Genomic DNA, 23,328 nt, shown 5'->3' on the forward strand with positions numbered 1-23,328 from the left:
CTCAGCGGCCCCCTTCAGCATCGGCGAACGACGCCTGGTAGGCGGCGAACTGCGCTCGCTCCTCGTCGACGAGCGCGTGCCCGTCCGCGTACACGTTCTCGAAGATGGCGAAGCGGTCCGGGTCGGGCATGGCGCGGACCGCTTCGCGCACTCGCTTGCCCAACGTCTCGGACTCCTCCTCGAGTTCCGCGAAGAATCCGTCGTCCGTGTGGTTCGAGGCCTCCAGGTACCGGCGGAGCCGCAGGATCGGGTCCTTCGCCTCCCAGGCGGCCCGCTCCTCGTCACCCCGGTAGCGGGTGGGGTCGTCGGAGGTGGTGTGCGCGCCCATGCGGTAGGTGTACGCCTCCACCAGGGTGGGGCCCTCGCCGTTGCGGGCACGCTCCAGCGCCCACCGGGTGACCGCCAGACAGGCCAGCACGTCGTTGCCGTCGACCCGCACGCCCGGGAAGCCGAAGCCCTGCGCACGCTGGTAGAGCGGCACGCGGCTCTGCTTCTCGGTGGGCTCGGAGATCGCCCACTGGTTGTTCTGGCAGAAGAAGACCACCGGTGCGTTGTAGACCGCGGAGAAGGTGAACGATTCGGCCACGTCGCCCTGGCTGGACGCGCCGTCGCCGAAGTAGGCGATGACGGCCGAGTCCGCGCCGTCCTTGGTGATGCCCATCGCGTAGCCGGTGGCGTGCAGCGTCTGGGAGCCGATGACGATCGTGTACAGGTGGAAGTTGTTGCCGTTCGGGTCCCAGCCACCGTTGTTCACACCGCGGAACATGCCGAGCAGGTTCGTCGGGTCGACCCCGCGGCACCAGGCGACGCCGTGCTCGCGGTAGGTCGGGAAGACGTAGTCGTCCTCGCGGGTGGCCCGGCCGGAGCCGATCTGCGCCGCCTCCTGGCCCAGCAGCGAGGCCCACAGGCCCAACTCGCCCTGGCGCTGCAGGGCGGTGGCCTCGGCGTCGAAGCGGCGGGTGAGCACCATGTCGCGGTACAGACCGCGCAGGTCTTCCGGAGTGATGCCGGCGACGTAGGCGTCGTACTCGGCGTTCTTGACCCGCTTGCCCTCGGGCGTCAGAAGCTGTACGAGCTGGGGGTCGGTGCTCTTCCGGGCGGTGCTTCGGGTGGCGCGAGTGGCGCGCTTGGCGCCGGTGGCACCGGTCGCGTCGCCGGCCGAGCCGGTCTTGCTGCCGGTGATGCCGGCCTTGCCTGCGGCGCTGCGTCGCGGCTTGCGCGCGGCACTGCTGTCCACGGTCACGTGTGCTCCTCCGTCGTTCCGGCCCCCGGGGTTGCCGGTAGGCCAGTGCGGCTCACCTGTTTTCCGACCACCGGGCACGGGGTGGGTGCCACTCGGCCGGGAACAGGCGTGACAGGTGCCCCGGCGAGCGCCCTGCAACCATCACGTTACCCAGTGCTTCACATTTCTGTGAAACCTCACCTGACCTGCGATTTTGCTTGGATTTCCAAGTAAATCGAGAAGGTGCGCAAGCGTGCTGGTCACAGCCTTGCTCTTGGCCGGAGCTACCGCACGTTATCCCGGCCACCCAGGTCATTGGAAGAGTTTGTGTGTGAAACTGACCGGGTGCGCGAAGACGGAGAAATCAGGTTATTTCTCCTCGATGACCATGAGTCGTCCGCCGCGGCGCCCACGAGATGCTCTCCGTCGAGCCGGATGTCGAGGGGCCGGCGAGGCCGGTACGGCGGCCGAAGCGCTCGCGCGAATTCCGGCCACCCTGCCGGACGTGGCGGTGCTGGAGGTGCGGTTGCCGGACGGCAGCGGGGTCGAGGCGTGCCGGGGGATCCGCGCCCAGGACGAGTCGGTCCGCTGTCCGATGCCGACCTCGTTCGCGGACGACGAGGCCCTCTTCGACGCGATCACGGCGGGCGCTTGCTCACCGCGCCGGGGCAGCGGAACCTCGCACTGGCCGGCGAAGGCCTGACCAACCGCCAGATCGGTGAACGGCTGCACCCGGCGGAAAAGACGATCAAGAACTACGTCTCCGGCCCGCTCGCCGGACTCGGTATGCGACGCCGTTCCCAGGCGGCCGCCTATGTCGCCCGTATGCAGGCGGAAAAGCCTGCGGTCTTTGACGAGGAACGGCGGACGAAACCGGTGGGGGATCATTGACCGCCCGGATTCCCGCGTCTTCGAATTCACAGCGGCGGACCTTTGCGGAATCCCGCCGGACCGAACCGGAGTCCCCTTCGGACCGAGCGGCGTCCCGGATGGACCGAGCCGGAACCCTTGACGGCCCGACCCGGAGTCCTCGACGGCCCGACCCGGAGTCCTCGACGGCCCGACCCGGAGTCCTCGACGGCCCGAGCCGGAGTCCTCGACGGGCCAGTGGCCGTGGTTCGTCACGATGCGCCCTGTGACCGAAAGCGATCGGCGGGCGACTGGCTGTGACAACGCCCAGCTCACAGCGTCTTTCCTTGCCCTAGCATCTGGCGCGTGCCGCGCTCTTGTGTACCACCCCTCCTGCCCCACGCGCCCCCTCTGGGCGCCCTGTTACGCCTGTACGCCGCCGGCCGGGCTCTCACCTGTGAACCGGTCGACCAAGGCCTGCTCAACCGCGGCTACCGGCTCCGCACCACCCGCGGCCGCTACTTCCTCAAGCATCATTTCGACCCCGCCACCGCCGACCCGGCCGCCATCGAACGCCGGCACCGGGCCACCCAGCGCCTGGCCGACCTCGGTGTCCCGGTCGCCCCGCCGCTCGCCCACCGCGAGGGCCGCACGGTCGCCGTCGTCGGCGGCCACGCCTACGCCCTGCACCCCTGGATCGACGGCAGGCACCGCCATGGCGGCCAGCTGACGCGCGGGGGGAGCGCACGCCTCGGGGCGCTCCTGGGCGCCGTACACGCCTGTCTGGAGCGCGTGATGCCGCCCAAGGGGCGCACCCGCCCGGCCACGAGCCCCCACCCCGTGGAGAGCGCCGACCCGGCCGACACCTACGCCCTCATCGACGACCTGCTCGCCCACGTCCGCCGCCACCGTCCCGCCGACGCCTTCGACGAACTGGCCCGGCACCGCCTCCTGGAACGCCGCGCACTGCTGGAACAGCAGGCCGGCCGGCGCCCGCCGCGCGGTGGCTCGGTGGGCTGGGTGCACGGCGACTTCCACCCGTTCAACCTGCTCTACAAGGACGACGCCCCGGCGGCCATCGTCGACTGGGACCGGCTCGGTGTGCAGCCCCGCGCCGAGGAGGCCGTACGCGCCGCCGCGATCTTCTTCGTCACCCCCGCGGGGGCGCTGGACCTGCCGAAGGTGCGGGCGTACGCGCGCACGTACCGGCGAGCGGCCGGTGCCTCGCCCTCGGAGCTGGCGGCGGCCGTGCACCGGGTGTGGTGGGAGCGGCTGAACGACTTCTGGATGCTGCGCTGGCACTACGAACGCGGCGACACACGCGCGGACTGCCAGTTCCCGGCCGCCTCGGCGCTCGCGGTGTGGTGGACGCGCGAGTACGACGCGGTGTGCGACGCGTTCGCCAGCCCGGACGCGTTCGCCAGCCCGGACGCGTTCGCCAGCCCGAACGCGATCGCCGGCTGGGACACGTCCGCCCGCCGAGACGCGTTCGTCCGCTGAACGGAGCCGCCCGACCGGGGACGGCCCGAGCGCACCCGGCCGTGCCGGGAACGGCCGACCGCGGGACGGCGGGACAGCGCCAGGTCAGCAGGTGAGGTCAGGTCAGCAGGTCAGGGTGACGGGGTCCCGGCCGCCGTCGGTGTCCTTCAACCGGCGGTGTCGCCCGTGCCGCCGTCCGCCGCGGCTCCCTCGGCGGCACCGTCCGTCGTGTTCCCGTCGGTGGTGCCGTCCGTCGTGTTGCCATCGCTGGTGCCGACCGAGGTGCCCTCGTCCACGCCGCCGTCCGTCGGGTCCGTGGGCTGGGACTGCGAGGGCGGCGGGTCGGACGGCTCGTCGCTCGGCTTGGAACTGGCCGACTGGGACGGCGTGTACGACGGCGAGTACGAGGGGGGCCATGCGGAACCGGTGCCACCCGAGTCCGAACTGTCCTCGGTCGAGGGGTCCGAGGGCTGCTCGGTCTTGGTGTCGGAGGGCTTCGCGGTGGGCGAGTGCCCCTTCGTTTCCTTGGAGTGCGTCGTCGTCGGCTTGGTGTCGGTGCCGTTGCCGCCGCCACCGCCGCCCGCGCCCTTGAGCGCCAGCGCGACGCCCGCCGTGATCGCGATGACCGCGAGGACGGCGAGGATCCACATCTTGCCGCGGCCGCTGCCCTTGTTGCCGTGCCCCTCGAAACCGCCGTCGTCGCCGCCGTTGCCGTACCCGGAAGGCAGTATCGGCTGCGGGATCTGCGCGGTGCCCGCACCGAAGTCACCGGGATGCTGCATCGCGGCCGTCCCGGCGAAACCGGCGGCCGGGGTGCGCCGGCCGTCGTTCGTCTCCACCGGGCCCGTGTTCCAGGTGCCGGTGTGGCCGCCCTGGTCGTACAGCATCTGCAGGCCGTACTGGACCAGGCCGCGCATCTCCTCGGCCGTCTGGAACCGGTCGTCGGGCTCCTTGGCGAGGGAGCGCATGACCAGGCCGTCCAGCTCCGGAGGGCAGCCGTCGGAGACACCGGAGGGCGGGTTCGGGATGTCCTGGACGTGCTGGTAGACCACCGACAGCGGGGTCTCGCCGGTGAACGGCGGCCGCAGGGCCAGGAGTTCGTACAGCAGGCAGCCGGTCGCGTACAGATCGGAGCGGTGGTCGACGGCCTTGCCGAGCGCCTGCTCCGGGGAGAGGTACTGCGGGGTGCCCATGACCATGCCGGTCTGCGTCATCGTCGTGGACGCGCCGTGCAGGGCGCGGGCGATGCCGAAGTCCATCACCTTGACGGCGCCGGTTTCGGTGATGATCACGTTGGCCGGCTTGATGTCACGGTGCACGATGCCGTGCTGGTGCGAGTAGGCCAGCGCCTCCAGCACCCCGGAGACGATGATCAGCGCCTGCTCGGGGCCCGGCGCCTCGGCGTTCATCAGCAGGTCGCGGATGGTGCGGCCCTCGACCAGCTCCATCACGATGTACGGCACGGACTGGCCGCCCACGTAGTCCTCGCCGGAGTCGTACACGGCGACGATCGCGTGGTGGTTGAGGCCGGCGACCGACTGTGCCTCGCGGGTGAAGCGGGCCTTGGAGACCGGGTCCTCGGCGAGGTCGGCACGGAGCAGCTTGACCGCGACCGTACGGCCCAGACGGACGTCCTCGGCCGCGAACACCTCGGCCATGCCGCCCCGGCCGAGCCGGTGCGTGAGCCGGTACCGGCCGTCGCCGACGAGCCCTCCGTTGCCCCACATCTCCGGCGTGTCTGACATGCCGCCGCCAGTCGCCTCGGGGTCGGACGGGCCCTGGGCGCTGTGCGTCTGTGCCATCGGTCCTCGCCGTCGTTTCTGCCCGCGGTGCGCGCGGTGTTGTCACGGTCTCCGTCGGCCACGCTACAGCCTTCACGGCAGCCTCCGGTCCGGATCCGGAACCGGGACCGGACTGAGACGGACCGGCCATGAAACCTCCAGCACGCGCTCTCGTGCAAATTCTGTGCACCTGGCGTACGCCCGGCGTAACGCTTCCGCGACGCTTCTTTCGCGTACGGTCACGGAACGGGCACCGAGCTTGACGTGTCAGTGCCCTCGGGCAGACTTGGCCGGGAATGACACATTCGATCAAGGCCTGTTCGCTGGGCGACGGCGCCGGACGGCCAGTGGGGGACGCGGAGAGATGAGCCAGGACGGCGCGCACGGCCGGTACTCGGGGCAGGCACTGGCCGGTGGCCGCTATCAGCTGCGCGACCTGCTCGGCGAGGGCGGCATGGCCTCGGTGCACCTGGCGTACGACGCCGTGCTCGACCGCCAGGTCGCGATCAAGACCCTGCACACCGAACTGGGCCGGGAACAGGCCTTCCGCGAGCGCTTCCGCCGCGAGGCCCAGGCCGTGGCCAAGCTCACGCACACCAACATCGTCTCCGTCTTCGACACCGGCGAGGACGATCTCGGCGGTCTGGCGACTCCGTACATCGTCATGGAGTACGTCGAGGGCCGTCCGCTGGGTTCGGTCCTGGAGGAGGACATCCGCCGGCACGGCGCGATGCCCGTCGACAAGGCGCTGAAGATCACCGCGGACGTGCTCGCGGCACTGGAGATCAGCCACGAGATGGGCCTGGTCCACCGGGACATCAAGCCGGGCAACGTGATGATGACCAAGCGCGGTGTCGTCAAGGTCATGGACTTCGGTATCGCCCGCGCCATGCAGTCCGGCGTCACCTCGATGACCCAGACCGGCATGGTCGTCGGCACCCCGCAGTACCTCTCCCCCGAGCAGGCCCTCGGCCGCGGCGTCGACGCCCGTTCCGACCTGTACTCGGTCGGCATCATGCTGTTCCAGCTGGTCACCGGCCGGCTGCCGTTCGACGCCGACTCCCCGCTGGCGATCGCCTACGCGCATGTGCAGGAGGAGCCGGTGGCTCCCTCCTCGATCAACCGCGCGCTGCCGCCGGCGGTGGACGCGCTGGTCGCCCGCGCGCTGAAGAAGAACCCGAACGAGCGCTTCCCGACCTCCGAGTCCATGCGCGACGAGTGCCTGCGCGTCGCCGCCTCCGTACAGGCGGCCCCGCCCAGCATCGTGCCGGGTGCCGGGCCGGTGCAGAGCGGCTCGGGTGTCGGCTCCGCGGTGTTCCCGCCGGTCGGCCAGACGGCCCCGGCGCCTTCCGGCCCGGTGCAGACGCCGTACCAGCCCAACTCCTACGGCCCCCCGACGCCCGCACCCGTACCCACGCCGGCACCGGCCTACGGCTACCCGCAGCAGAGCGGCTACCAGACGCCCCCGGCGGGTTACGGCCCGCAGGCCGCCGCGACCCCGCCTCCGTACACGATCTCGCCCCAGCCGGCCGCGCACCCCTCCGGTGGCGGCGGCAGGAGCAGCAAGCCGGTGATCATCGGCTCGGCCGTGGTGGCGCTGGTCGCGGCCGTCGGTCTGGTCGTCGCACTGACGCTGCGGGACGGCGGGGGCGCCGAGGGCGGCAGCGGCGGCTCTACCGCCTCGGCTGCCGCCTCCCACAAGGCGGGTTACCGCGGTCCCGACACCTCCCGGCGGATCGACAGCGAGAAGTGCTCGGACCCGGACGAGTCGTACGACGACCCGCACAAGATCCGGCTGCCCGACTTCCGCTACAAGGACATCGATTCCGTGAAGGAGTGCCTGCAGGCCGCGGGCTGGTCCACGGACACGAAGAAGGTGAACGAGAACACCTGGGGCGAGGGCACCGTCATCGACCAGTTCCCCTCCCAGGGGACGGACGTCGACCCCAAGAGCGTCAAGATCGAGCTGAGCGTCTCGACGGGCGAGCCCCAGTGAGCACGGTCGTACGCAGGTGAAAGGGCCCGGCGGTCTCCGCCGGGCCCTTTCGTCTGCCGTGTCGTCGAGTCGGGTCGGACCGACCTACAGGCACGAACCGACCTACAGGTACGGACCGCCCGAGCGGCCGCCGGTGCGGGGGTCGTCGCCGCCCTCGTGACCGCTCACGCCCGGCGGGAGGGCGCGGCGCATCTGCTCCAACTGCGCCCGCGCCGCCATCTGCTGGGCGAACAGCGTGGTCTGGATACCGTGGAAGAGGCCCTCCAGCCAGCCCACCAACTGCGCCTGCGCGATGCGCAGCTCCGCGTCGGTCGGAGTCGCGTCGTCGGTGAACGGCAGGGACAGCCGCTCCAGTTCCTCGACCAGCTCCGGGGCCAGGCCGTCCTCCAGCTCCTTCACCGAGCTGGCATGGATCTCCTTCAGCCGCACCCGGCTGGCCTCGTCCAGGGGGGCGACGCGCACCTCCTCCAGCAGCTGCTTGATCATGCTGCCGATCCGCATGACCTTGGCCGGCTGTTCCACCTGCTCCGTCACCGGGATCTCCCGGGAGTCCCCGTCGCCGCCACCGAGTGGCATCCCGTCCTGACCCACGACGAGGATCTGGGGGTTCTCCGGCGACTGTTCGTTCCTCGGCATCTCCATGCCGCCATTCTCTCGCACGTGTACACCTCATCACCGTCGTGCCCCCTCATGGGGCTGATCCACCGTTTACACCGGTCGGCCCAACCCGGAGTGCCCGGGAAGGCGCCGAATGTGACGCTTGTTCCCTTCGGTCATCCATCGATCACGGCATTCGGTTCCAGGAGGTCACCGACGTGACTCCATGGCTGCGACTCACGCTTCGCGGCGTACGGCTGCTGCTCATATTCATGGCGGCGTCCGCGGTCTGCGGCGCCGGCACCGCCGGCACCGCGCTCGCCCACGCCGCCGCGCCCGGGGCCGAGCGCCCCGGCACCGCCCGAGGCCCGGACCAACCGGACCCCGGACATCCGGCCCACGCGGACGCCGGGCACCCGGCCCACGCGGACCCTGGACACCCGGCCCATGCGGACCCCGGTCGCCCGGACCGTCCCGGGCACGAGCACTCGGCCCGCCCGGGCCACGGGCAGCCTCAGCAGGACTCCATCCCGCCCTGGGTCCTCCCCGTACCGACCGACTCTTCCTCCGCCTCGGCCCGGCCCTCCGGGCTCCACCCCTCCGGTGCGCACCCTTCCGGTCTGCGCCCCCCGGGCCCCGACGACGAACCGTCGCGTGCGGGGAGCCGGGCCGGTGAGGGGCGTATGCGTCCGGGACGCCCGGACGGCCCGGCGGCCGGCAGGGAGGACGACGACGACACCGTGGACGGCGAGGCGCCCGACACCGCCGCCCAGCCGCAGGAACCGGAGACCACGGACGGGACGCCGCCGCCCCAGGAGGCCGGTCTCGATCCCGCGAACACCACGCCGCCGCCCGCAGACCGGCAGCCCGTGCAACAGGGCGGAGCCCCGGCCGAGCCGGTCCTGCAGATCCTCCCGCTGGGCAGCGGGCTGATGCTGATCGGCCTGGGCCTGGGGCTGGCCTTCCTCGGCCTCCGGATCCGCAGAAGCTGAGCCGCCCCGCCGCCTTCTGGCTCGGGCGTCCCGCCGCGCGGCACTTCATTACGGCGTCCTGCCGCGCGGCACCCCGTTACGGCGTCCTGCCGCGCGGCACGCCATTACAGCGCCCCGCCACGACGTCCCGTTACGACGTCCCGCCACGGCGCGCTCCCCGTCACCCCCGCCTTCGGCTACGGCGCGACCAGCAGCACCTTGCCGATGTGGCCGCTCGCCTCCAGCACCCGGTGCGCCTCGGCCGCCTGCGGCATCGGCAGTTCGCAGTCCACGACCGGGCGGACGTGCCCGTCGGCGAGCAGCGGCCACACGTGCTCCCGTACGGCCGCCACGATGGCCGCCTTCTCCTCCAGCGGGCGGGCGCGCAGCGAGGTCGCGCTGATCGCGGCCCGCTTGCTCAGCAGCGTGCCGATGTTCAGCTCGCCCTTCGCGCCGCCCTGCATGCCGATGATCGCCAGGCGTCCGTTGACCGCGAGGGCCTGCACGTTGCGGTCCAGGTACTTGGCGCCCATGTTGTCGAGGATGACATCGGCCCCCGCCCCGTCGGTGGCCCGCAGGATCTCGGCGACGAAGTCCTGCTCGCGGTAGTTGATGAGGACGTCCGCGCCCAGCTCGGCGCAGTACTCCAGCTTCTCCTTGGTCCCCGCCGTCACCGCGACCCTGGCGCCGACCGCCTTGGCGAGCTGGACCGCCATGGTGCCGATGCCGCTGGAGCCGCCGTGCACCAGGAGCGTCTCGCCGGGGCGCAGGTGGGCGACCATGAACACGTTGGACCACACGGTGCAGACCACCTCGGGCAGGGCGGCCGCCTGCTTGAGGCCGACGCCCTCGGGCACGGGCAGCAGTTGTCCGGCCGGCACCGCGACCTTCTCGGCGTAACCGCCGCCCGCGAGCAGCGCGCACACCTCGTCACCCACTGCCCAGCCGGACACCCCGGGGCCGAGCGCGACGATCCTGCCGGAGCACTCGAGGCCGGGGTGGGGGGAGGCGCCGGGTGGCGGGTTGTAGAAGCCCTGCCGCTGCAGGACGTCGGCACGGTTGACGGCGCTGGCCACCACCTCGACCAGCACCTCGCCCTCGTCGGGCACGGGATCGGGGACCTCCGCCCACACAAGCGCCTCGGGACCACCAGGTTCGGGAATCGTGATCGCATGCATGTACGTGACGCTACTCCCCGCGAGTGCCGTCACCGGGGCACCCCCGCCTGCGCCCGGATGTCGGGGCGGACCCGTCGACGACGTGCGAGCCTGCCCCGTCAGGAACCTCATGGCCGTGCCGCCGGCGAGGTCTGAGCCTGCCACCAGCAAGGTCGGACCCGACCGACGGCGAGGTCGGGGTCTGCCACCGGCGAGGTCGGACCCGGACCACGGCGAGGTCGGAGCCCGCCACCAGCAAGGTCGGACCCGACCGACGGCGAGGTCGGGGTCTGCCGCCGGCGAGGTCGGGGTCTGCCACCGGCGAGGTCAGGGTCTGCCGCCGGCGAGGTCGGACCCGGCCCGTCAGTCGTGGGGCAGCGGCCGGCTGTCGGGGGTGACCCGGGCTCCGGGAGAAGCGCGGACGATGGTGATCAGGCGGTCGGTCAGCTGGAGCGTGCCGACGGACGGATCGTCGTAACCGAGCACCCGGTGCCCGCGAACGACGCTCACGACGAGGTCGTCCGTGTCACGCGGTTTCCTGCCCACCTCACCGCGGACGACCGGACGTTCCACCATGTCCAGTCCGCTGCCCTGCTGGATCAGGTCCTCCATGACCATGCCGGCCGCGGGGCTGAGTACGGAGAGACCGAGCAGCCGGCCGGCCGCGCCGGAGCTGGTGATCACGGCGTCGGCGCCGGACTGCTTGAGCAGCGGGGCGTTCTCCTCCTCACGGACGGCGGCCACGATCTTCGCGCTGCGGTTGATCTGGCGGGCGGTCAGCGTGACGAGGACCGAGGTGTCGTCCCGCTGCGGCGCGACGATGATCTGCCGCGCCTTGTGCACCTCGGCCCACTTGAGCACCTCACTGCGGGTGGCGTCCCCCACGACCCCCACGTAACCCTCCGCGGTCGCCGCGTCGATCGCCTTGGCACTGGGGTCGACGACGACCACCTGCTCCCTCTTCAGCCCGGTCGCGCAGACGGTCTGGATCGCCGACCGCCCCTTGGTCCCGAAGCCGACGACGACGGTGTGATCGCGCAAGGTGGACCTCCAGCGGTTCAGGCGCCATTCCTCCCTGGTGCGTTCGGTGAGAACCTCCAGCGTGGTGCCGACGAGGATGATCAGGAACAGGACGCGCAGGGGCGTGATGACGAAGATGTTGGTGAGCCGGGCGCCGTCGCTCACCGGGGTGATGTCGCCGTATCCGGTGGTGGAAAGGGTGACGGTCGCGTAGTAGAACGCGTCGAGCAGGTCGACCGAGCCGTCTGAGTTGTCGTTGTAGCCATCGCGGTCGACGTAGACGATCAGCGCGGTGGCGACCAGCACCGCGAGAGCCATGACCAGCCGCTTGCCGACCTGGCGGATCGGCCGTTCCACCACTTTCTTCGGGAGCTTCACCCGATGGGTCACCAGGTGTTCGTCCGCTTGGCGGGCGATGGCGTCATGGCCCGGAAGTTTCACGTGAAACACACCCCGATTCCGGCGGCCGCCCACGGCAGGTCGAGCAGCTCCGTCTCCTCTCCCTGGCGGGTCCCACCGGGTGGTACGACGGCCAGCGCGTCGGCGGCCGCGATGCCGCGGAGCATGGCCGGCCCGTTGTAGTGCAGCGGCAGCGCACGGTCACCGCGCAGCATCACGGGGACGAGCCGGGTGTCGTAGGGGTGCCCCTGCACCGCCTCCCTGATCGGCAGCGTGTACGGCTCCGGGGCGGGGTGCGCGGCGAGGGTGCGCAGCAACGGCTCGGCGAGGGTGAGCAGGCCGGAGACGGCCGCAAGGGGGTTCCCGGGCAGGCCGACGAGGTGCTGGTTGCTCCCGGTGCGGGCGAGCAGCATGGGGTGGCCGGGGCGCACCTTCACGCCGTCGACGAGGAGTTCCGCGCCGATGCGTTCCAGGATGGGGTGGACATGGTCCACGGGTCCGGCGGCGGTGCCGCCCGTGGTGACGATCAGGTCGGCGTCGGAGCCGGTGACCGCCTTGCGCAGGGCCCGGGCGTCGTCGCCGAGCCGGCGGACCGCTACGACCTCGGCGCCGAGTGCGCGCAGCCAGGGCGGCAGCATCGGTCCGAGCGCGTCCCGGATCAGCCCGTCGTGCGGAAGCCCCTCGGTCAGCAACTCGTCGCCGAGCACGAGGACTTCGACGCGGGGGCGCGGTACGGCAGTGACGGTGTCGTATCCCGCCGCCGCGGCGAGACCCAGTACGGCGGGCGTGATCAGAGTGCCGACGGGCAGCAGCTGGTCGCCGCTGCGGCACTCCTGGCCGCGTGGGCGGATGTCCTGCCCGTGCTCCATGTCACGCGTGGTGTGCAACCTGCCCTGGGCGTCCGAGCGGCCGTGTTCGGTGCGCAGGACGGCGGTGGTGTCCACCGGGATCCGGGCGCCGGTCGCGATGCGGACCGCCTCACCGTCGGTGAGCGGCTCGGGCTGCGCGTGCCCGGCGAGGACGCCTTCCGCACGCACCTCCCAGGGGCCGGGGCCGGCGACCGCCCAGCCGTCCATCGCGGAGGTGTCGAAGGAGGGCAGGTCGGTGAGGGCATCGAGGGGGGCGGCCAGTGCCAGCCCCAGGGCCTCGGCGAGCGGCACGGACACGGGGGCGCGACGGGCGCCGGACCGCGCGGCGCGGGCGGCGATCTCGCGGGCCTGCGGCCAGGGGGTGGCCCGGTGCCGCTCGTGCCCCTCGGCCGCCGGTTCACTCCGGGGGGCGGGGGTGGTTCCGTCGTCCTTGGGTTCCCTCACCAGGGCCAGGGCCTCCTCGACGTCGAGGTCGTCGCTGTCCGCGGCCGGTGACCCGGCCTGGGCGCCGGAGGCGGTCATCCGGCGTCCGGGGCGCTCGGGCCCCCGCCCTCGCCCACCGCGCCCCCGTCGTCCTCTTCCTCCCACCGCAGGGCCAGTGCGACGGCCTTGCGAGCGGCCTCCGCGACTGCCTCGGGGCCTCCCTCGCCCTGGGCCGCGGCGTAGCCGACGAGGAAGGTGGTCAGCGGGGCGGCCGGCCGGGCCACGCCATGGGCGGCGTCCCGGGCGAGGTCGAGCAGGACGTCGGTGTCGACGTCCAGGTCGATGCCCAGTTCGTCCTTGACTGCGGAGATCCATTCATCCAACACGTGCCCATGCTCCCTGATGCGTGCCCTGGCGTCGGCGATGTCGTCCCAGGTGTCGCAGTCGAAGGACGCGAGCGGGTCCGGGAGGCGGGTGAGGCGGAGGGCGCCGGTCAGCCGGCGCAGAGGCAGTCCGGTCAGGCCGTCGTGTGCGGCGGCGAGGGCGGCCAGTTCACGGCGGAGCGCGGCGGTGCGGTAGGCGGCCACGAGCGGCTGGTCGCGGCCCTCCGAGTCGGTGAGCAGCGCGCCGTCGGCCCCGGAATCCACCAGCGTCGTCAACAGGCTTGCCACCGTGGCCTGTTCGAGGAAGGGAAGGTCCGCGGAGAGGACGACGGCGTACTCGGCCGTGGTGAGCCGCAGCCCTGCCGCCAGCGCGGCGACCGGTCCGGAGCCGGGCGGATCCTCGCACGCCCAGCGCACCGGCCGGGCGGTGGGCCGGGGCGCGGCCACGACGACGGTCGTACGGGCGCCCGCGCAGGCCGCGAGCACTCGGTCGAGCAGAGCGCGGCCCCCGACGCGTACGCCGGGCTTGTCGGCGCCGCCGAGCCGCCGGGCGGCACCACCGGCCGGCACGACGGCGTCGTACGGCACGGCGGTCCCGGTCGCGCCGGGGGCGTTGTCGGTCACCCTCCGAGTATGTCCTGCCGACCCCTGCTCCCGGACCCGTCGGTCACAGCGTGCGCATCCGCACCGGCCATGGCGGCCCTGGGGCACCCGCCATGGGGGCACCCGCCACGGCAGCCGCTGTGACAGACGGTCTCGGGAGGCAGACGCTCCAGGAAGCAGACGATCCAGGGGGTAGGCAGGCGGTCCCGGTGGCAGACGGTCCCGGTGGCCCGGGAGCGCCGCCCCCGGGATCACAGCGTGCGCAGGAGCACCGCCGGCTGTTCCACGCAGTCCGCCACGTACCGCAGGAAGCCGCCCGCCGTGCCACCGTCGCACACCCGGTGGTCGAAGGTGAGGGAGAGCTGGACGACCTGGCGCACCGCCAGCTCGCCCTCGTGCACCCACGGCTTGGGGATGATGCGGCCGACGCCGAGCATGGCCGCCTCGGGGTGGTTGATGATCGGCGTGGAGCCGTCCACGCCGAAGACGCCGTAGTTGTTCAACGTGAAGGTACCGCCCGTGAGTTCCCCGGGAGTGAGCGTCCCGGTGCGAGCGGCCTCGGTGAGCCGGGTGAACTCCGCCGTCAGCCCCTCGGCGTCGCGGGCGTGGACGTCACGGACTACCGGCACGACCAGCCCGCGCTCGGTCTGCGCGGCGAATCCGAGATGCACGTGCTCCAGCCGGACGACCTCGCGGGCCTCGGTGTCGACGTACGAGTTCAGTTCCGGGAAGCGGGCGAGGGCCGCGGTGCAGACGCGGGCGAGGAGCGCGAGAAGGGAGATCTTGGGCCCTCCTGCGGCGTTCATCGCGGCCCGTGCCCGCATCAGTTCGGTGGCGTCGGCGTCGACCCAGCAGGTCGCGTCCGGGATCTCCCGACGGCTGCGGGACAGCTTGTCGGCGACGGCACCGCGGACGCCCTTGAGCGGGACACGGACGCCGCCATGGGCGGAGGACGCCGCAGGGGTCCGCGCGAGGGACTGCCCGGCCGTGGTGGGCGGTACGGCCGGTTCCCCGACCGCGTGGACCGGTGCCGCCCCGGTCCGCAGAACGTCCTCGACGTCGGACCGCAGGATCAGTCCGTCGGGTCCCGAGCCGGCCAGTCGCCGCAGGTCCACGCCGTTGTCGCGGGCGAGCTTGCGCACCAGCGGGGAGATCACCGGGACCGGGCCGTCGGCGTACGCGGCCCCCGCACCCGCCACGCGAGCGGGGGCCGTGGAAGCCGTGGAAGCCGTGGAAGCGGACGAGTGAGCGCGTGCGGGTGTGGGAGCGGACGCGGGCGTCGGGACGGACGCCGATACCGGAGCGGACGCCGATACCGGAGCGGACGCCGATACCGGAGCGGACGCCGATACCGGAGCGGACGCCGATGCCGGAGCGGACGCCGATGCCGAGCCGGGACCGGAACCGGACGCGGGTGCGGATCGCCTGGCATGCCCGTTGTGGGCCGCCGTGCCCGCCGCCGCGGCCCGCACCCGGCGCCGCCGTGCCGCCGGGGCCTGCGTGCCGTAGCCGACCAGGACGTTGCCGGAGCCCTCCGGCTCCGCGGACGGTTCACCCACGGCCACCGTCAGCAGCGGTGCGCCGACGGGCAGTTCGGTGCCCTCCTCGCCGAAGCGGGCGGTGACCACACCGCCGTAGGGGCAGGGGACCTCGACCATCGCCTTGGCCGTCTCGACCTCGACGACGGGCTGGTCGATGGCGACGACGTCCCCGACCTGCACCAGCCAGCGGACGATCTCGGCCTCGGTGAGTCCCTCGCCGAGGTCGGGAAGCTTGAACTCCAGCACCTGTGCCATCAGCCCTCGGTCTCCCACTGCAGCCGCGCGACGGCGTCCAGGATGCGGTCCACACCGGGCAGATGGTGCCGCTCCAGCATCGGCGGCGGGTAGGGGATGTCGAACCCGGCCACGCGCAGCACCGGAGCCTCCAGGTGGTGGAAACAGCGCTCGGTGATGCGGGCCGCGATCTCGCCGCCCGGCCCGCCGAAGCCGGTGGCCTCGTGGACGACGACCGCGCGTCCGGTGCGCCGTACCGACGCGCAGACCGTCTCGTCGTCGAACGGCACCAGGGAGCGCAGGTCGACGATCTCCAGTTCCCAGCCCTCCGCCCGTGCGGCCTCGGCGGCCTCCAGGCAGACCGGCACGGACGGGCCGTAGGTGATGAGCGTGGCGCTGTGCCCGGGACGCCGGACGACGGCACGGCCGATCGGCTCGACGTCCGTCGGGTGCTCGGGGTCCCAGGTGTCCTTCGACCAGTACAGCCGCTTGGGCTCCAGGAAGACGACCGGGTCGTCGGAGGCGATGGCCTGGCGCAGCAGGCCGTAGGCGTCGGCGACGGTCGCCGGTGTGACGACGTGGAGCCCCGGGGTGGCCATGTAGTAGGCCTCGGAGGAGTCGCTGTGGTGCTCGACGCCGCCGATGCCGCCGCCGTAGGGGACGCGGACGGTGATCGGCAGGGGCATCCGGCCGCGGGTGCGGTTGCGCATCCGGGAGACGTGGCTGATCAGCTGCTCGAACGCCGGGTAGGCGAAGGCGTCGAACTGCATCTCCACCACCGGGCGCAGGCCGTACATGGCCATGCCGAGGGCGGTGCCGAGGATGCCGGCCTCGGCGAGCGGGGTGTCGGTGCAGCGGTCCTCGCCGAACTCCTTGGCGAGACCGTCGGTCACCCGGAATACACCGCCGAGCGTGCCGACGTCCTCACCCATGACGTGCACGGCGGGGTCGGCGGCCATCGCGTCGCGCATCGCGCGCGTGAGGGCCTGTGCCATGGTGGCCGGCTTGACGGCGACGGTGGTCATCGGGCGTCGCCTTCCTGCTCGCCGTGCTGCTCCTGCTCCGCTTCCAGCTCGGCCCGCAACAGGGCTCGCTGCTCGCGCAACTGGGTGGTGGTCTCGGCGTAGACGTGGTCGAAGAGGGCCGTGGGGTCCAGTTCGGGATCGCGGTTCATGCGCTCGCGCAGGTCGGCGGCCATCTCCTCGGCGCCCTGCCGGACGGCCTCCATACCGGCCTCGTCGAGCAGCCCGCGCGCGGTCATCTCCTGCTCCAGCAGCTGGATCGGGTCGTGCGCACGCCAGGCCTCGACCTCGGCGTCGCCCCGGTAGCGGGTGGCGTCGTCCGCGTTCGTGTGGGCCTCGACGCGGTACGTCACCGCCTCCACCAGGGTCGGGCCGCCGCCCGCGCGGGCGTGCCGCACGGCGTCGCTGAGGACCTCGTGCACCGCCGCCGCGTCGTTGCCGTCCACCAGCCGGCCCGGCATGCCGTAGCCGACCGCCTTGTGGGCCAGGGAGGGTGCGGCGGTCTGCTTGGCGAGCGGGACGGAGATCGCGAAGCCGTTGTTCTGCACCAGGAAGACGACCGGTGCCTGCCAGACGGCCGCGAAGTTCAGGGCTTCGTGGAAGTCGCCCTCGCTGGTGCCGCCGTCGCCGACCATGGCCAGCGCCACCACGTCGTCGCCCTTGAGGCGGGCGGCGTGGGCGAGACCGACGGCGTGCGGGAGCTGGGTGGCCAGCGGGGTGCTGAGCGGGGCCACACGGTGGGCGTAGGGGTCGTAGCCGTTGTGCCAGTCGCCACGCAGCAGGGTGAGGGTCTCGACGGGGTCGACGCCCCGGGCGACGGCGGCGAGGGTGTCGCGGTAGCTGGGGAAGAGCCAGTCGCGCTCTTCCAGCGCCAGGGCCGCGGCGACCTCGCAGGCCTCCTGGCCGGTGCTGGACGGATAGACGGCGAGCCGGCCCTGCTTGGTCAGCGCGGTCGCCTGCGTGTTGTAGCGGCGCCCGCGCACGAGCTGGGTGTACAGCCGGCGCAGCAGCTCCGGGTCGGTCTTCGCGGCCGTCTCGGTGCCGAGGACGCGGTAGGGCTCGGCGTCGGGCATCAGCGGCGCGGGATCCATACGGGGCTGCCAGGCGGGCGGCGGCGAAGGCCGGTACGCGCCCCGCTGCTCCAGAACCGTCATGACGGCACCTCCTCGTGGGAGCGGCTACGGGAGACGCGTCGGCTGTGAGGCGTCTCACCTACCGATTGTTCGGTCGTCGGCACATTTTGGCTACAGGCCCCTCCAGGCTGTGGACAAACGGTTCTCCACAGCCTGGAATGAATGCAGGACGTCCACGGCGGCAGAGCGGGGGGACATGGGACCTGAACAAATGGCCGACGGACCACGCATCGGAGCCCCTCCGCCGCCTCGTCCGCTCGACGCCATCGATCAGGACATCCTGAGAATCCTCCAGGCGGACGGCCGGGCGTCGATACGGTCCGTCGCCGAACGCGTGCACGTCTCGCGCGCCAATGCCTACGCCCGTATCAACCGTCTCGTCGAGGACGGGGTGATCCGGGGGTTCAGCGCGCGCGTGGACCACGAACGCGCGGGGCACGGCACGTCGGCGTACATCACCCTGAAGATCGTCCAGAACACGTGGCGCACGGTCCGCGAACAGCTGCGGCAGCTGCCCGGCGCCTCCCACATCGCCCTGGTGGGCGGCGATTTCGACGTACTGCTGCTGGTGCACGCGCCGGACAACAGAACGCTGCGTGAGCTGGTGCTGACGCGCCTCCAGGCCATCCCCGAGGTGCGCAGCACCCGCACGCTGCTGGTCTTCGAGGAGGAGGACCTGGAACCGGACAGCTGAGCCGGCACCCCCCCGGCACGGCCGGGCGGTGCCGGGCCGAACCCGCCGGAGGAGGGGCGGCGGCCGGGGCAGACCCGCGCGCGGGGTACGCGCCGGAGTCCGGGGGTCGGGTCGGGCCCCGGCAGGGAGGACGCGCCGGAGGCCGGGGGGCCGGGTCAGGCCCTGGGACGGGGGTACGCGCCGGTGGCCCGGGCGGCGGGGTCAGGCCTGGCGCAGGCCCGCGAAGACCAGGCGGACCACCGCGTCGGCCACCTCGCGGTCGGTGGCGCCGCGTGCGTCCGGCCGGTACCACTCCACGATGGAGTTGATCATTCCGAAGACCAGCCGGGTGGCCAGCCGGACCTCCACGTCGCCGCGCACGTCCGCGTCGGCGGCGGCCGCCTTCAGCAGTTCGGCCACCCGGTGGTCGAAGTCCCGGCGCCGCTCCAGCGCCCACCGCTCGGTGGCGGTGTTGCCGCGCACCCGCAGCAGCAGCGTCACGTACGGCAGCTCGGCTATGAGCACCTCGACCATGCGCCGCACGACGTGCTCCAGGCGCTCCACGGGCCGCCCCACGCACGCGTGCTCCTCGTCCAGGATGGCGAACAGCCCGTTCAGGGCGCGGTCGACGGCCCGGCGCAGCAGCTCCTCCTTGCCGCTGACGTGGTGGTAGATCGACGACTTGGAGATCCCGGCCGCCTTGGACAGGTGCTCCATGGAGGTGCCGTCGTAGCCGCGTTCGTTGAAGACCTGGACGGCGACGGAGAGCAGCGTCTCGGGGGTGTACGTGTCGCGCTTCGCGGTGGTCATGCGGTGCCCTCCCGCGGATCGGTGGACGAGTGTCGGTACAGGGCGAGGGAGGGCGCGTACCGGCCGGAGGGGTCGCGCTCGTGCACTTCGTCCAGCAGGTCGTAGGCCCAGCCACGGGGGAGCCTGCGGTTCCATTCGCACGGACCGAGCGGGTAGTTGACGCCGAGGCGCATCGCGGTGTCGACGTCCTCCTCGGTGGCCACGCCCTTGGCCACGGCGTCGTGGGCGAGGTCGATGATCCGGGCCACGGTACGGGCGACGATCATGCCCGGTACGTCACCGATGACGCTGACGTCCTTGCCGAGCGCCTGGAACAGGCCCACCGCTTCCGCGAGCGTCCGCGACGAGGTGTCCTGGGATGCGGACAGGGCGATGCGGGTGGCCGTGCGGTAGTCGAGCGCCAGGTCGAAGTAGACGACGTCGCGGAACTCCACCGAGGTCTGGCCGTCGGCGAGGACCAGCTGGCCGCCGCCGGGGAGCACCAGCCGGCTGCCGCTGTCCTCGTCCTCCGCGCGGACCTGGATGCCCGCCTCGCGGATCATCGTGAGCAGCTCGGCCGCCGGGCCCAGGCCGCCCTCGGCGACGACGTACGCGGGCGGCTGTTCCTTGTCGGCGGTGTGCGGCTCGGGTCGCTCCGCACCGTCGCCGTAGTCGTACCAGCCACGACCGGTCTTGCGGCCGAGCCTGCCGGACTCGACCAGGCGGCGCTGGGACAGGGACGGCGTGAAACGCACGTCCTGGAAGAAGGACTGCCACACCGAGTGGGTGACCGACTCGTTGACGTCCTGCCCGATCAGGTCGGTCAGCTCGAACGCGCCCATCCTGAAGCCGCCGCACTCGCGCAGGACCGCGTCGATGGTCGCCGGATCGGCTCCCTGTGCCTCGTGGACGGCGAAGGCCTCGGCGTAGAAGGGTCGGGCGATGCGGTTGACGATGAAGCCCGGGGTGTCCGCGCAGGCCACGGGTGTCTTGCCCCAGGCACGGGCCGTCTCGTACGCACGCGTGGCCGACGTGACGTCGGTGGCGAACCCGGAGACGACCTCGACCAGCGGCAGCAGCGGGGCCGGGTTGAAGAAGTGCAGGCCCACGAGGCGGCCGGGGTGGCGCAACGGGCCCCCGATGGCCGTCACCGACAGCGAGGAGGTGTTGGTGGCGAGCAGGCAGTCCTCGGCGACGATCTCCTCCAGCTCGCCGAAGAGCTGCTGCTTGACGTCCAGCCGCTCCAGTACGGCCTCCACGACCAGCGCGCAGTCGGCCAGCTCGGCGAGGCCGTCCGCGGGCCGCAGACGGGCGCGGGCCGCGTCCCGGGCGGCGCCGTCGAGCCGGCCCTTCTCCACCAGCCGGTCGAGGCGGGCGCCGATCGCTTCGGCCGCGTCGCGGGCGCGCCCGGCGACGGAGTCGTAGAGCCGCACGGGGTGGCCGGCGACCAGCGCGACCTGGGCGATGCCCTGTCCCATGGTGCCGGTGCCGACGACGGCAACGGGGCTGCTGAGGTCGATAGCTGTCATGTGCGCGATCCTCCCGCACGGGGCTTTCCACAGATGCGGCAGTCCCCCTTGTCCCGACCGATCGTTCGGTTACTCTAGCTCTGACCGCCCTATTCCGCTGCTCTTTCCGCCAGGTCATGAACTCGACGACGAGTTCTCCAGACGAGGAGTTGGTCCCGCATGGCCGCCGAACTGACCGCACACGAGCTGATCGCGAAGCACCGGCCCACTCTCGACCAGGCCCTGGAAGCGATCCGCACGCGCGCGTACTGGTCCCCGCACCCCGAGCACCCGAAGGCGTACGGCGAGAACGGCAGCCTGGACGCGACGGCGGGCAAGGCCGCCTTCGACGCCGTGCTGGGCGGCCGGCTCGACCTCGGCCAGCCCGGCACGGACGACTGGGTGGGCGGCGAGGTCTCGCCGTACGGCATCGAGCTGGACGTGAGCTACCCGCACGCGGACCTCGACGTCCTGCTGCCCGCGATGCAGGCGGGCCGGCGCGCCTGGCGCGACGCGGGCCCCGAGACCCGTGCCGTGGTCTGCCTGGAGATCCTGAAGCGGATCAGCGACCGCACCCACGAGTTCGCGCACGCGGTCATGCACACCAGCGGCCAGGCCTTCATGATGGCGTTCCAGGCGGGCGGCCCGCACGCCCAGGACCGCGGCATGGAGGCGGTGGCGTACGCGTACGCGGAGCAGGTCCGCACGCCCGGGACGGCGGAGTGGAACAAGCCCCAGGGCAAGCGGGATCCGCTGGCCCTCGTCAAGCGGTTCACCCCGGTCCCGCGCGGTATCGGCCTGGTGATCGGCTGCAACACCTTCCCGACCTGGAACGGCTACCCCGGCCTGTTCGCCTCCCTGGCCACCGGCAACGCCGTGCTGGTCAAGCCGCACCCGCGCGCGGTGCTGCCGCTCGCGCTGACCGTGCAGGTCGCGCGGGACGTGCTCACCGAGGCCGGCTTCGACGCGAACCTGGTGGCGCTGGCCGCCGAGCGCCCCGGCGAAGGAATCGCCAAGACCCTCGCCACCCGTCCCGAGATCAGGATCATCGACTACACCGGGTCGACGTCCTTCGGTGACTGGCTGGAGGCCAACGCCCGCCAGGCGCAGGTCTACACGGAGAAGGCCGGCGTCAACACGGTGATCGTGCACTCCACCGCCGACTACAAGGGCATGCTGTCCAACCTGGCGTTCTCGCTGTCCCTGTACAGCGGCCAGATGTGCACCACCCCGCAGAACCTGCTGATCCCCCGGGACGGCATCCGCACCGAAGCGGGCCACAAGACCTTCGACGAGGTCACCGCCGACCTGGCACGCGCGGTCGACGGCCTCCTCGGCGACGACGCACGCGCGAACGCCCTGCTGGGCGCGATCGTCAACCCGGACGTCAAGGCCCGCCTGGAGGCCGCGTCCGGTCTCGGCGAGGTCGCCCTGGCCTCCCGTGAGGTCGCCAACCCGGAGTTCCCGGGCGCGGTCGTCCGCACCCCCGTCATCGTCAAGCTGGACGGCGCCAAGCCGGACGACGAGGCCGCCTACATGAGCGAGTGCTTCGGTCCCGTCTCCTTCGCCGTCGCGGTCGACTCGGTGAGCGACGCGCTGGAGCTGCTGCGCCGCACGGTCCGGGAGAAGGGCGCGATGACGGTCGGCGCCTACACCACCGACACCGAGGTCGAGCAGGCCGTCGAGGAGGTCTGCCTCGAGGAGGCCGCTCAGCTCTCGCTCAACCTCACCGGCGGGGTCTACGTGAACCAGACCGCCGCCTTCTCCGACTTCCACGGCTCGGGCGGCAACCCGGCGGCGAACTCGGCCCTCACCGACGGCGCGTTCGTCGCCAACCGCTTCCGGGTGGTGGAGGTCCGCAGGGAGGCCTAGGAGGCCCAAGGCCCCCAGTGGCCCAAGAGGCCTGGGAGGCCTGGGAGGCCTAAGAGGCCGAGGGGGCGCCCCCGGTGGCACTCCAGTGGTACAGCGTCATCGCCACGCTCGTGGCGAGGTTGTAGCTGGAGACCTGGGGGCGCATCGGCAGCCGCAGCAGATGGTCGGCACGCGCGCGCAGTTCCGCCGACAGTCCGCTGCGCTCCGAGCCGAACGCCAGCACGGCGTCGTCGGGCAGCTCGGTGCCCCGGATGTCCTCGCCCTCCGGGTCGAGGGCGAACAGCGGCCCGGACGGCAGCTCTTCGACGCCGAGCCGTTCCACGGCGGTCGCGAAATGCAGGCCCGCCCCGCCGCGCACCACCGTGGGGTGCCAGGGGTCGAGCGTCCCCGTGGTCACCACGCCGAGCACCCCGAAGCCGGCGGCCAGCCGGATCACGGCCCCGGCGTTCCCCAGATTGCGCGGGTTGTCGAGAACCACCACGGGGGCGGTGCGGGGCGAGCGCGCGAGCGCCCGCAGATTGGCCGCGCGGGGCGGTCGTACGGCGAGGGCGGCGACACCCGTGGGATGGGGCCGCGGGACGAGGGCGGCGTACGTCTCCTCGGCCACCTCGGTCAGCAGCCCGTCCAGCGCGTCCCGTACGTCCCCGGCCAGCTCCTCGGCGAGGGCGAGCGCGGCCCGCCGGTCCGTGGTGACCGCCACCGGCACCTCCGCCCCGAAGCGCAGCGCGTGCTTCAGGGCGTGGAAGCCGTCGAGCAGCACGGCGCCACCGGCGTGCTCGCGCCAGCGCATCAGCGGGTCGGTCATGC

Annotated in this window: 18 protein-coding genes and 1 pseudogene; 6 read left to right on the forward strand and 13 right to left on the reverse strand. The window is 72.5% G+C overall.

All coding sequences use genetic code 11. The features are described 5' to 3' along the window. Position 1 precedes the first annotated feature (1 nt). A complete protein-coding gene (pdhA, locus tag ACGFT2_RS24440; RefSeq protein WP_393281762.1) occupies positions 2–1,243 on the reverse strand; it encodes a pyruvate dehydrogenase (acetyl-transferring) E1 component subunit alpha in 1,242 nt (413 codons plus the stop codon). 324 nt (positions 1,244–1,567) lie between these two features. Here pdhA (ACGFT2_RS24440) and ACGFT2_RS24445 point away from each other — a divergent pair. Together ACGFT2_RS24445 and ACGFT2_RS24450 are read left to right on the forward strand one after the other, a co-directional pair. Continuing rightward, a pseudogene (locus tag ACGFT2_RS24445) lies at positions 1,568–2,113 on the forward strand (response regulator transcription factor). Between the two features lie 351 nt (positions 2,114–2,464). Beyond that, positions 2,465–3,571 (forward strand): phosphotransferase, encoded by a 1,107-nt coding sequence (locus tag ACGFT2_RS24450; protein WP_393282194.1) that lies wholly within the window; start codon positions 2,465–2,467, stop codon positions 3,569–3,571. Between the two features lie 146 nt (positions 3,572–3,717). Here the strand turns inward: ACGFT2_RS24450 and ACGFT2_RS24455 are convergent, their stop codons facing one another. Beyond that, complete coding sequence (locus ACGFT2_RS24455) at positions 3,718–5,352, reverse strand: protein kinase (protein WP_393281764.1); 1,635 nt, start codon at positions 5,350–5,352, stop codon at positions 3,718–3,720. A gap of 343 nt (positions 5,353–5,695) precedes the next feature. Between ACGFT2_RS24455 and ACGFT2_RS24460 the strand changes: the two genes are divergently transcribed. After that, positions 5,696–7,327, forward strand: a complete 1,632-nt coding sequence (locus tag ACGFT2_RS24460; protein WP_393281766.1) for a protein kinase — start codon at positions 5,696–5,698, stop codon at positions 7,325–7,327. Between the two features lie 102 nt (positions 7,328–7,429). Here the strand turns inward: ACGFT2_RS24460 and ACGFT2_RS24465 are convergent, their stop codons facing one another. Then, the gene (locus tag ACGFT2_RS24465; protein ID WP_393281767.1) at positions 7,430–7,969 is read right to left on the reverse strand and encodes a bacterial proteasome activator family protein; all 540 of its coding nucleotides are present in this window, start codon (positions 7,967–7,969) and stop codon (positions 7,430–7,432) included. A gap of 638 nt (positions 7,970–8,607) precedes the next feature. Here ACGFT2_RS24465 and ACGFT2_RS24470 point away from each other — a divergent pair. After that, entirely contained in the window at positions 8,608–8,916 is a 309-nt protein-coding gene (locus ACGFT2_RS24470) for a hypothetical protein (protein WP_393281768.1), read from the forward strand. Between the two features lie 176 nt (positions 8,917–9,092). Here the strand turns inward: ACGFT2_RS24470 and ACGFT2_RS24475 are convergent, their stop codons facing one another. The 7 genes from ACGFT2_RS24475 to pdhA (ACGFT2_RS24505) form a co-directional block, all read right to left on the reverse strand. Continuing rightward, positions 9,093–10,073, reverse strand: a complete 981-nt coding sequence (locus ACGFT2_RS24475; RefSeq protein WP_393281770.1) for an NAD(P)H-quinone oxidoreductase — start codon at positions 10,071–10,073, stop codon at positions 9,093–9,095. 342 nt (positions 10,074–10,415) lie between these two features. Next, positions 10,416–11,513 carry a potassium channel family protein gene (locus ACGFT2_RS24480; RefSeq protein ID WP_393281772.1) on the reverse strand — a complete coding sequence of 366 codons (1,098 nt, stop codon included), beginning with the start codon at positions 11,511–11,513 and terminating at the stop codon, positions 10,416–10,418. Continuing rightward, positions 11,510–12,862: a molybdopterin molybdotransferase MoeA gene (locus ACGFT2_RS24485; protein WP_393281774.1), complete on the reverse strand. Its 1,353-nt coding sequence runs from the start codon at positions 12,860–12,862 to the stop codon at positions 11,510–11,512. Before ACGFT2_RS24485 ends, ACGFT2_RS24480 begins: the two co-directional genes overlap by 4 nt. Further along, positions 12,859–13,770, reverse strand: coding sequence for a DUF6457 domain-containing protein (locus ACGFT2_RS24490; protein ID WP_393281776.1), 912 nt, complete (start codon positions 13,768–13,770; stop codon positions 12,859–12,861). Before ACGFT2_RS24490 ends, ACGFT2_RS24485 begins: the two co-directional genes overlap by 4 nt. Positions 13,771–14,000: 230 nt before the next feature. Then, positions 14,001–15,545 (reverse strand): dihydrolipoamide acetyltransferase family protein, encoded by a 1,545-nt coding sequence (locus ACGFT2_RS24495; protein ID WP_393281777.1) that lies wholly within the window; start codon positions 15,543–15,545, stop codon positions 14,001–14,003. Continuing rightward, complete coding sequence (locus ACGFT2_RS24500; protein WP_393281779.1) at positions 15,545–16,549, reverse strand: alpha-ketoacid dehydrogenase subunit beta; 1,005 nt, start codon at positions 16,547–16,549, stop codon at positions 15,545–15,547. Before ACGFT2_RS24500 ends, ACGFT2_RS24495 begins: the two co-directional genes overlap by 1 nt. Next, positions 16,546–17,700, reverse strand: a complete 1,155-nt coding sequence (gene pdhA / locus ACGFT2_RS24505) for a pyruvate dehydrogenase (acetyl-transferring) E1 component subunit alpha (RefSeq protein WP_393281781.1) — start codon at positions 17,698–17,700, stop codon at positions 16,546–16,548. The genes ACGFT2_RS24500 and pdhA (ACGFT2_RS24505) overlap by 4 nt, the downstream gene beginning before the upstream one ends. 190 nt (positions 17,701–17,890) lie before the next feature. Between pdhA (ACGFT2_RS24505) and ACGFT2_RS24510 the strand changes: the two genes are divergently transcribed. Beyond that, complete coding sequence (locus ACGFT2_RS24510; protein ID WP_393281783.1) at positions 17,891–18,373, forward strand: Lrp/AsnC family transcriptional regulator; 483 nt, start codon at positions 17,891–17,893, stop codon at positions 18,371–18,373. Positions 18,374–18,574: 201 nt separating this feature from the next. On the opposite strand, the gene ACGFT2_RS24515 is transcribed toward ACGFT2_RS24510, so the two are convergent. Together ACGFT2_RS24515 and ACGFT2_RS24520 are read right to left on the reverse strand one after the other, a co-directional pair. Further along, the gene (locus ACGFT2_RS24515) at positions 18,575–19,162 is read right to left on the reverse strand and encodes a TetR/AcrR family transcriptional regulator (RefSeq protein WP_393281785.1); all 588 of its coding nucleotides are present in this window, start codon (positions 19,160–19,162) and stop codon (positions 18,575–18,577) included. Continuing rightward, positions 19,159–20,670, reverse strand: coding sequence for a 3-hydroxyacyl-CoA dehydrogenase (locus tag ACGFT2_RS24520; protein WP_393281787.1), 1,512 nt, complete (start codon positions 20,668–20,670; stop codon positions 19,159–19,161). Before ACGFT2_RS24520 ends, ACGFT2_RS24515 begins: the two co-directional genes overlap by 4 nt. A 159-nt stretch (positions 20,671–20,829) precedes the next feature. On the opposite strand from ACGFT2_RS24520, the gene paaN reads away from it, so the two are divergent. After that, a complete protein-coding gene (gene paaN / locus ACGFT2_RS24525; RefSeq protein WP_393281788.1) occupies positions 20,830–22,521 on the forward strand; it encodes a phenylacetic acid degradation protein PaaN in 1,692 nt (563 codons plus the stop codon). 49 nt (positions 22,522–22,570) lie between these two features. Here paaN and ACGFT2_RS24530 read toward each other — a convergent pair whose 3' ends face one another. Further along, complete coding sequence (locus tag ACGFT2_RS24530; RefSeq protein WP_393281790.1) at positions 22,571–23,326, reverse strand: TrmH family RNA methyltransferase; 756 nt, start codon at positions 23,324–23,326, stop codon at positions 22,571–22,573. Between the last annotated feature and the right edge of the window lie 2 nt (positions 23,327–23,328).

Source organism: Streptomyces sp. NPDC048514, assembly GCF_043199955.1.
Taxonomy (GTDB): domain Bacteria; phylum Actinomycetota; class Actinomycetes; order Streptomycetales; family Streptomycetaceae; genus Streptomyces.

Bases quoted from the DNA above. Each gene is read 5' to 3' on its own strand.
- ACGFT2_RS24510 (WP_393281783.1), top strand. From the start codon at position 17,891: ATGGCCGACGGACCACGCATCGGAGCCCCTCCGCCGCCTCGTCCGCTC.
- ACGFT2_RS24455 (WP_393281764.1), bottom strand. From the start codon at position 5,352: ATGGCACAGACGCACAGCGCCCAGGGCCCGTCCGACCCCGAGGCGACT.
- ACGFT2_RS24500 (WP_393281779.1), bottom strand. From the start codon at position 16,549: ATGACCACCGTCGCCGTCAAGCCGGCCACCATGGCACAGGCCCTCACG.
- pdhA (WP_393281781.1), bottom strand. From the start codon at position 17,700: ATGACGGTTCTGGAGCAGCGGGGCGCGTACCGGCCTTCGCCGCCGCCC.
- ACGFT2_RS24485 (WP_393281774.1), bottom strand. From the start codon at position 12,862: ATGACCGCCTCCGGCGCCCAGGCCGGGTCACCGGCCGCGGACAGCGAC.
- ACGFT2_RS24465 (WP_393281767.1), bottom strand. From the start codon at position 7,969: ATGGAGATGCCGAGGAACGAACAGTCGCCGGAGAACCCCCAGATCCTC.
- ACGFT2_RS24475 (WP_393281770.1), bottom strand. From the start codon at position 10,073: ATGCATGCGATCACGATTCCCGAACCTGGTGGTCCCGAGGCGCTTGTG.
- ACGFT2_RS24515 (WP_393281785.1), bottom strand. From the start codon at position 19,162: ATGACCACCGCGAAGCGCGACACGTACACCCCCGAGACGCTGCTCTCC.
- ACGFT2_RS24495 (WP_393281777.1), bottom strand. From the start codon at position 15,545: ATGGCACAGGTGCTGGAGTTCAAGCTTCCCGACCTCGGCGAGGGACTC.
- ACGFT2_RS24460 (WP_393281766.1), top strand. From the start codon at position 5,696: ATGAGCCAGGACGGCGCGCACGGCCGGTACTCGGGGCAGGCACTGGCC.
- ACGFT2_RS24470 (WP_393281768.1), top strand. From the start codon at position 8,608: ATGCGTCCGGGACGCCCGGACGGCCCGGCGGCCGGCAGGGAGGACGAC.
- ACGFT2_RS24520 (WP_393281787.1), bottom strand. From the start codon at position 20,670: ATGACAGCTATCGACCTCAGCAGCCCCGTTGCCGTCGTCGGCACCGGC.
- paaN (WP_393281788.1), top strand. From the start codon at position 20,830: ATGGCCGCCGAACTGACCGCACACGAGCTGATCGCGAAGCACCGGCCC.
- ACGFT2_RS24530 (WP_393281790.1), bottom strand. From the start codon at position 23,326: ATGACCGACCCGCTGATGCGCTGGCGCGAGCACGCCGGTGGCGCCGTG.